Here is an 8,305-nt window from a genome sequence, read left to right on the forward strand (position 1 = left end):
ACATACAAATGAGCTGCTAATTCCGTCAAAGAGAAATCATTCCTATAATTTACGTTCACATAATCCAGAGCATGTCGAACCAGATTACGACCCGAAGTAGGGTCAGTATTATCTATCTCGTCTCTTATTTCTTTTAATCTCAGCTTAGCATAGGTAAGAACATGCTCTAGATCAGTAAGCCCCGTCATTGATATATTATCCATGAYATTTAGTTCCATATCATTACTGTGCTCTGTCAAATAGCCACACACCGAATATAGTGTTTGGGCGACCGTATTTTTTATCGTCTTGGAGTGGATCCTTTGCTCCTGCACAATCCCAGCAAACATTTCTTCGTATATTAAACCAATATCTCCGCTCCCTGTCGAAATGTAGTTTAATAGTTTTTTCTCTGCATGCTTGATTTGCTGAAATTGCTGTTGGGTTAATGTCAATAAATTCGGTATGTCATGAAAAGTATTAATCGAAGCAGCACCCGTATAGAATCGATGTTCTAAAGCCTCGCCAGCTTGCTGAAAGGATTCAGGTACAGATTCAACCTCCCTAACCCACCCTCCGATTCCTGCTGAAAACAAAGCTCCATCCCATGTATTCGAACACAATTCAAGTAATAATTCCAGAGCATTAGCTACCTTATTCTTCATTACTGTTTCCGATTTTTCACTAAATTCATCCTCTCCGATATTTAGAAGAAGAGTGAACCGTCCAACATCATCAACCCCACTCAGAACCACAAAACCAACATCAGTTTGATTAAATAATTCTGAAGCAACATTCTTTATTGTGGACCAAGCACTATTTTTGAAAAGGCTTACAAAACTGCTATCAAAGCTATCCAAGTTATCAATATCTACTAAGACACATAAATAATAACCTGGCTTCAATGTATCCCATGGTTTTGATTCCCTTATTAGAGCATTTGTCAATTCATTACCATAACGTCCATGAACCCAATCGCTTAACTGCTTCTGCAATACTACGATATGGCCTTCAGCTACTTTTTCGAGCAATGCTGCTTTCTCCCTTTGTTCTTGATGTTCCTTATCGAGTATATTTTTTAATTGAATAAAGACCTCTGCTAGCTTATCTCGCTTTAAGGGCTTGAGAATATATTGGAATACCCCGTGCTCAAGTGATTGCCTAGCATATTCGAAATCACTGAAGCCAGTGAGTACAACGATCTTTACTTCAGGCTTTGCAGCTTTGACAAGTCGAGATAGTTCAAGTCCGTCCATGACAGGCATTCGTACATCCGTCATAATGACATCCACATCATTATGAAGAATATAGTCTAATGCAGCTTTACCATTAATGGCCTCACCACAAACTGTAAACCCCCAATCCCCCCATTGGATACTATTTACTAATCCTCTGCGTATAATGGCTTCATCTTCAACTATAAAGAGCTTATTCACGAGGTTATCCTCCTTAAATATCTATCTGAACAATCGGCAATACAACCGTCACAATAGTTCCTTCGTTGACTTTACTCGTTATTCTCAAGCCGTATTCGTCACCGAACAGTAATTTAATCCGTTCATTCACATTTAACAACCCAATGCTGCGTGATGGTTCATGATACCAATTACTGAAGAGCTCCCGCAGCTCCGTAAGTCTTTCAGTCTGAATGCCAAGCCCGTTGTCAATGATTTGTAAGTGCAACCTATTTTCCTCAATGAACCCTTTAATTTCGATCGTCCCTGCATCTTCCATCAGCTCAATTCCGTGATAGATAGCATTTTCGATAATCGGCTGCAACACCAGTTTCATTGTATTGTATCGTCTAGCATCCAATTCGATATTCCAGATGACATTAAGCTTTTCATTGTAGCGAATTTTTTGAATGGTAATATAGGCTTCCGCATGTTGAAGCTCCTCGTTCAGGCTGACTATATTATGACCCCTATTAATCCCGATCCGAAACAAATCTGCTAATGATGTCATCATTGTAACCGCTTTATCATTTTCGTTCTGTATAATTAGCCAATTAATCGATTCGAAGGTGTTATATAAAAAATGAGGATTTATTTGCGATTGCAGTGCGTTTAACTCTGCTTCCCTCTTCTTCGTTTCCAGTTCCTGCTCTCGGTTCTTAGATATTGTTATCTCTTCAATAAGACCTTGCAGACGATCCAGCATCCCGTTAAAACTACGTCCAAGAATTTCGATTTCATCCCCACTATGTTCCTGAAACCGAGCATCAAGCTCAAAGTTTTTCACACTTCGAATAACTTGCATAAGTGATTCAATCGGTCTAAGGAAGGCTCTAGATCTCTGCATACATACGATGATTAACACAAGCGTCATCATGGAGACGACAACCAAATTATAGATGATCAAATCATATTTCGAACTAAGAAGCTCACTAGCAGGGACTATTGCATGGATACTCCAATTGTTATACGTCAGATTTGTTGCACTGACGAACACTTTATCACCGGAGGTCAAGAGCGGAATTTGATCAACATGAGTATTAATCAATTGCGTATCATTTGAAGAGAGGATGATTCCATCCCTATTCTGAATATAAATAATGCCTTTGTCGCTAATTCTTATGTCTTTGTAGATTTGGCTTAGTAGTGTTTCATTAATATTCAATTTTAAGTATCCGATTGGTAATGCAAATCCATCCGTAAATAATATATTCCCTTTAATTTCATGAATTAAGGAAAGCACATTATTCTGAAATGCATCGGTATGCGTATCCACCCAAGCCATATTCAGATTCAAGTCAGTTGTACTCCAAACATCGCTCTCTATAATATTTGAAGAGGAGTATAGTGGATTTCGGTTCATATCAAATATTTCAACACTGTTTAACCCAGCTTTATAGGTTGTCTTGTTCATAATCTCGTCTGAAATTACTTTTGTTCTTTTCAAATAATCAGTTGTCTGTTCTGGGACAGAGGATGCAAACAGTTGTTGAACATTAGAATTAGTTATCATGTATTTGGCGTTGCGAGTATGTCTGTTCATCAACATATTTATACTGGATGCGGCTTGAACAAGAGGCTGGCGAAAGGATTGTTCCAGTTGGCTTTCCAACGTGTCCACTGTTCTCTGATACAACAGAAAACTAAGTACGATCATCGGTACAATGACAACACACATATAAAATAAAAATAATTTATTGCTAAACTTCAAGGAGTCCAACCATCTGACTCTCGAACGATTGCTTTTATGATCAAAACCAAATAACGGCGATCGGACGTCCATCCCCTTTAAATGCAAAGCATTCTTCATACGCCTAATGCGATGAGTTAATCCTCTCGATGCAATGAGGGCGGTTATCGCACAAATAACAATCATTATGCTTATAGAAAAAATAATGAACCATAATATATTATCTAATGATTTTACGATGTTTTTTTCCGAGACCGCATTGATTAAATACCAATTTGAGAAGCTTGATTTCATATAGATAAGAAGAGTACTGCCAGTAGTATAGCTACCTTCTGCTCTACCTTCTACACTTAAATTTACTTTTGGATAAGGGTTTTCCAATTTTGAGGAAGTAGCGCTCCATGACACCTCATTGTCCGGATCTATCGTGTAGACAAGTCCATCAGTAGGATTATCCGCAAATGAAATGGTTGATACATAACAGAGAACAATAATATCGCTAACTTCATAGGATGATATTTTTTTAGCTAAAATAATCAAGTTTCCTGCTGCAGGCTTCCCTTTAGGCAGYAACTCCTCAGCCCTAAGCAAAGCATATTGGTCGTCCTGCAATTTCTCCAGCTTATCTTCATAGACAGGGAGCTGCTTAAGATCTTCATAAGTTAATAATCCCAATCTCGAGCCCGAGGAAAAGTCTTGAAATTCAGATAGAACAGTCATCCCCTGAATTGCATCATTGTTTGATATGGATATTTTTAACCAATTCTCGACTTCAGATGCATCCAGATAACGCTGGAATGATGTTTTCTTTGAACTATCGAACACATGGCTTATTGACATATTGTCTTGCAAAATTCCAGCGGATTGATTAACATCCTCTACTATCGTCATTAAGCTTTTATCGATCTGTTTTAATTCATTAATCAAATAACTTTCGGTCTCTTCAATAAGAATTCGGGAAGAAATACTGTATGAAATGATACCCATCACAATAGAAAAGCTGACGATCATGATTAATGAGGTATAGAACAGTTTGTTAAAAATTGAACTCCCCAATTAAGTATCACCTCTAGTAGATTTCCTGAAATTATTAAACGATCTAATATGCTGATCTTACAGCAAAAAATGTAATAGGTAAACTTTAGATATGATCCCCTATTTCTTCCTAGTTGTTCGTTCAGTTGTTCATTTAAGCGTGCCTGCCCTTTAGCGGGAAAAGGCAGCCAATAAAAATATTAGCTGCCTTTTCATATGATTATATAATAAATAAATTTAACATCTTTGCCTCTCAAGCAAAAGAGACCTCAAGGCGGTTTACGCCTTGAGGTCCTTCTTCATTAAGTGTTATTTCACATCATGCAATTGGTGTACCGTTTTTAACAGGTTCATCTGGTTTTAAAAGAACTACATCATCTTCTGCTAGAGTACCGCCGATTACTAATACCTCCGATTTAAAGCCTGCGATTCGTCTGACAGGAAAATTTATTACTGCGATTACTTGACGTCCAACCAGCTCTTCCGATTCATATCTTTGTGTAATCTGGGCAGATGAGCGTTTAACACCAAACTCACCAAAATCGATTTCTAATTTTATGGCCGGTTTTCGAGCTTCCGGAAACGGCTCTGCTTTAATGACTGTACCTACACGGATATCTAACTTCATAAAATCCTCAATTGTAACCACGTTTGCTGCCTCCATTTTTTACAGTTACGTTAATTAAACGAACTATTATCTTTATCCTTGCTTACTCTTCGGGATAGAAAATCATGTATTATGTCTCCTAAAGCAGTCTGATTGTCTAGCCATGGGTAATGTCCGGCTTTAGGAATCAACTTGAATTCGCTGTTAGGTAATATATTCGCAAGCTCCTTTGAGTATTTATATGGCCGAGGGTCTACTTCACCATGGATTAATAGCGATGGGCCTGTATAGTTAGAAATTGCTTCTGCGAAATCTATATTTTCCGTATAATCGTTACAATCGGAACCAACTTTTTGATTGACCTCATTGTTTACAAATAGTCCATCCACTCGCGGAAGCATTCCATACTTATCCTGATTATATAAATCTGCTCTCAAACTGAGCTCACGTATTCGGTCTTTCGTCCGTCTATGTTCAACTTCATCACTTAATGTCCTTATTATTGAGCGTAAATAAATGTATTCTTCTCTATTTTCATCACTCATATTAAGGAGTCTATTTGCCCGGTATTCATTGTGCCAGGCGGGATTAACTCCCGTTCCCGACACATAGATCAATGCCTTAACGCTTGGACTATATTTGATGRCATATGCTAATGCTAATGATGCACCCCAAGAATGTCCACAAACAATCCAGCTGTCCAATCCTAAATGAACCCTTAGATGTTCCAAATCTTCAATAAATGTCTCAACATCGTAAGGTCCTTTCTTCTCAGACCTCCAGCTTCCTCGCTGCTCATATCGGATTACCTGATAACGATCATTTAGCAAGTCATCTACAGGTTCTAGATAATCGTAAGCTCCCGGACCTCCATGTAAAAGTACTAATGGGATACCCTGACCTTGAGTTGTATGCCAGAGCAATACTCCATTAATTTTCGAAACATTCTCTTGCATTTAACTCCTCCTATGGAATAGAGATTCTACTCTAAGAGACGACCATCATCATTCCATTGTCCATACATTTTATTTATACGGGTTTGTTCAATAAACTTTGTCAATCGATTATTATACAACTTTTCATCGTTCTGCACGGACTGGATATTGTCGATCTTGATTCTAACATACAGTTCAGGTAAGGCTTCAAAATTGTGATAAAGCACTTCATCCTTACACAATTCCTCCAAGATAGCTGCATGAATTATAAAAGATTCGGCACTCATATCAGGCAACACATTTCTTCCTGCTTCTCTCATCAAGCCAAGTTTATCTAACCGTCGGACTCGTTCTTTATTTAGCTCTGTCCAGTTACTACTTTTTCTCCTGGGTGAAAATCGTTGTCCCGTTTGAGTATCATCGAATTTCTTTTTGGTGCTATCAATCCAACCAAAACAAAGGGCTTCTTCAACAAAATCCAAGTAACTTACTTGATGATCTTTATTTATTAATACCCAGCAATAATCTTCAGTACTGTGATGGTCACTAAGCCACTCTCGCCACTCTTGTCGTGTGTGAGCTTGGACTATTTTATCTATTACCATTACTTCGGTCACTCCTTAATTTTGGAATTCAATATTTCCAAATAGTGCGGATTGTACATAATCCCCAGCAGATTTCCAAATGGATCGATGACAGAAGCCGTGATGAATCCCGACTCACCACGGTGTATGAGTGGTTCGTACTCTTCTGCTCTCATGGATTTCAAATTCTTAAGTGTGGCTTCTATATCATCAACATGCCAATACATGACGGCGCCACCGGGGCCAGCCGTTGCATGTGCAGGAGCGAAACGACGATCGATCAGCCCCAGTTCGTGCTGGTAGTCCCCAAGGCGAAACTCGGCATAGACTAGTTGACCATCTGGTCCTGAGCGTTCGAAGTAAGGAGTAATGCCAAGGAGCTCTGAGTACCACGCTTTTGCCGCTTCCATATCATCCGCCCAGTAACTGATGGTCGCAAATCCACGTAATGTTTGCATTTCACTCATATTCAATTTCCTCCTAAAATAATTATTATCGGTTCTTAATTGCTATTATAAGCAACCATTACTGACACCTGTATGTCTGTGTTTCTTTTTTTCTTTAAACCGGGCCTTTAAAAAAAATGCTGTGATTTCGATTAAATGCTAATTATGTTCCCAACGTTCTCGACTCAAGTAAAAATATAATAGCTGATCTCTCAATTCGGGTTCCTTTTCGAAATTAAGTTTCTCAAGTAATTTAATCGATCTATCATTTTCTGGTGCCACAGTAGCTTCGACCGATAACGTCTAAATTCATATTTTTGAATGCAAATTCCATTACAGGGTTCAATGCTTCTTGCATAAATCCCTTTCCCCAGTGTTCTTTAGCTAGATCAAAACCAATCTCGGCTCTTGATAGTTCTCCTTGAATCCAGCAATGAAAACCGCACGTTCCAATGAATTGGGAATTATTTTTACCAAATATTCCTCGGCGGCAGCCCGTATCGTCAATATGAAATCTAATTATTTCTTCAGCTTCGTTAATATCTTTACAAGGATTTATATCCATATATCTTGTGACATTTTCATCCGAGAAATGCTTAAATACAGCGTCGGAATCGTCTAGCGTTAGAATAGAAAGTTTTAATCTATCTGTCTCTATTTCAGGAAATTTAAAATTGGGATTAGTCAATTCGTGTAAACTCTCATTAACTAATAGTATATTCAAGCCTTTTCCTGATAATTTTATAAACATCCCCCTACTAATTCAAGAGCGTACTTATTTATAACAATTCTTTACCTAGAAAGTAGTTACCTATGATAAAATTAAATTATCAAAATTTACCAATACGTATTGAAGGGTGAGGAAAAATATGGGTCCAAGAATTATGCATTTGGTTATTGCTAATAGGATTGCAGAATGTCTGTCAATCGAAGATAGAACATCATTTTTATTTGGCAGCATTGCTCCAGATGCAGTTTCACCCAAAGACTTATCACATTTCTTTGCAGGTGAAGTACAAGATTATACAAGATACATTGATTATTACGAGTTTTTACATAAATATAGTTCGCAAGCAGAGAGTCATTATATTTTGGGATATTTTACACATATAATCGCGGATGATATATGGCTGAAAGGCTTAAATCTACCTTGGTTGAAAAACAGAATGGAAGCTAATAAAGAAATAATTAATTTATACCATAATGATTTCCGGTTACTGAATGGGAAGTTATTAGAATACTATGATTATAAAGATGAATTTAAGAGAATGCTCAGTTATCTTCCAACAATCTTTGATTTGCAAGAGGTTAAGACCAAAGATGTTGAAGAATTCATACCTTTTGTATTAGGCGATATKGAGTACGAAAAGGAAGTCATCAATGAAAAACTTAATATATTTACATTTGATCAGATAGTGGGTTATATAGAGCCATCAGTTGATTTGGGGATTTTGCATATAAAACCGATACTTACTTAATTACATTTCAATTTAAACAAACTCGATTAATTTTTTGTCGATCTCTGCTATGAGCCCTATATCCGAAATGCCATCCCATAATATCATCTTTTCCGCC

General features: G+C 37.5%; 8 protein-coding genes. 1 reads left to right on the top strand and 7 read right to left on the bottom strand.

What is annotated here, in order from left to right:
* The 7 genes from AC1DWN_RS21745 to AC1DWN_RS21775 all read right to left on the bottom strand — a co-directional run.
* On the bottom strand, window positions 1–1,415 hold a 1,415-nt coding region (locus AC1DWN_RS21745; protein WP_477560992.1), incomplete at its 3' end, for a response regulator.
* A gap of 13 nt (window positions 1,416–1,428) precedes the next feature.
* On the bottom strand, window positions 1,429–4,179 hold the full coding sequence (locus AC1DWN_RS21750; RefSeq protein ID WP_477560993.1) for a sensor histidine kinase: 2,751 nt from the start codon (window positions 4,177–4,179) through the stop codon (window positions 1,429–1,431).
* Between the two features lie 298 nt (window positions 4,180–4,477).
* Window positions 4,478–4,807 carry a chaperone CsaA gene (csaA, locus tag AC1DWN_RS21755; RefSeq protein ID WP_477560994.1) on the bottom strand — a complete coding sequence of 110 codons (330 nt, stop codon included), beginning with the start codon at window positions 4,805–4,807 and terminating at the stop codon, window positions 4,478–4,480.
* A 29-nt stretch (window positions 4,808–4,836) separates the two neighbouring features.
* Entirely contained in the window at window positions 4,837–5,721 is an 885-nt protein-coding gene (locus AC1DWN_RS21760) for an alpha/beta fold hydrolase (RefSeq protein ID WP_477560995.1), read from the bottom strand.
* A gap of 26 nt (window positions 5,722–5,747) precedes the next feature.
* Window positions 5,748–6,305 carry a YdeI/OmpD-associated family protein gene (locus AC1DWN_RS21765; RefSeq protein ID WP_477560996.1) on the bottom strand — a complete coding sequence of 186 codons (558 nt, stop codon included), beginning with the start codon at window positions 6,303–6,305 and terminating at the stop codon, window positions 5,748–5,750.
* 8 nt (window positions 6,306–6,313) lie between these two features.
* Window positions 6,314–6,751 carry a VOC family protein gene (locus tag AC1DWN_RS21770; RefSeq protein ID WP_477560997.1) on the bottom strand — a complete coding sequence of 146 codons (438 nt, stop codon included), beginning with the start codon at window positions 6,749–6,751 and terminating at the stop codon, window positions 6,314–6,316.
* A gap of 244 nt (window positions 6,752–6,995) precedes the next feature.
* Window positions 6,996–7,481, bottom strand: a complete 486-nt coding sequence (locus AC1DWN_RS21775) for a GNAT family N-acetyltransferase (RefSeq protein WP_477560998.1) — start codon at window positions 7,479–7,481, stop codon at window positions 6,996–6,998.
* Between the two features lie 118 nt (window positions 7,482–7,599).
* Here AC1DWN_RS21775 and AC1DWN_RS21780 point away from each other — a divergent pair, with 118 nt between their 5' ends.
* Window positions 7,600–8,208, top strand: coding sequence for a zinc dependent phospholipase C family protein (locus AC1DWN_RS21780; RefSeq protein ID WP_477560999.1), 609 nt, complete (start codon window positions 7,600–7,602; stop codon window positions 8,206–8,208).
* Window positions 8,209–8,305: the final 97 nt, after the last annotated feature.

This window comes from Paenibacillus sp. P4_A7, from assembly GCF_056402455.1.